The sequence below is a fragment of the Oleiphilus sp. HI0086 genome, from assembly GCF_001635225.1.
Genome location: NZ_LWFZ01000904.1, coordinates 1 through 578 on the forward strand (window position 1 = coordinate 1; position 578 = coordinate 578).

Annotated in this window: 1 protein-coding gene; it reads left to right on the forward strand. The window is 46.5% G+C overall.

The genetic code is table 11. From position 1 onward, the window contains the following. Positions 1-20: 20 nt before the first annotated feature. Positions 21-578, forward strand: a 558-nt coding sequence (locus A3756_RS16360; RefSeq protein WP_156490541.1) for a response regulator, incomplete at its 3' end; no start/stop codon positions are given.

Here is a 578-nt window from a genome sequence, read left to right on the forward strand (position 1 = left end):
TATACGTGGGTCAAAATTCGATGCAAATATATGGCTTTAGTGGGTCAGTTTTGGGTGCAAATCAACAGCTAGGGAAGGAAATTATTGTTAAACAAGGCATCCGGGTATCCCTTGCCAACAATGGTGAAGAAGGCTACGAGAAAGCCATAAAAGGCAATTTCGATTTCATATTAATGGACATGCAAATGCCTTTAATGGATGGCTGCCAAGCTACCGAAAAGATACGGGAAAGCAATCAGAAGATCCCTATCATCGCGATGACCGCAAATGCCATGGCAGAAGACAAAGCAAAATGTCTTGCCTCGGGCATGAATGACTACGTGACCAAGCCCGTCAATGACAATGAGCTCTTTTCTGCCATTCTCAAACATGTCAAAGGCATCAGACAAAAGCAAAATCAAGCGCTATGCCCTCAGGAACAGCACCTTTCGGAACCAATCGAGCAGGTACAAACTGCCTCTGCGCCAGAGGAAAGCAGAATAAGTCAGGAGCTGTCGACTGAAGTCGAGGAAGTCGAGGAAGTCGAGGAAGTCGAGGAAGTCGAGGAAGTCGAGGAAGTCGAGGAAGTCGAGGAAGTC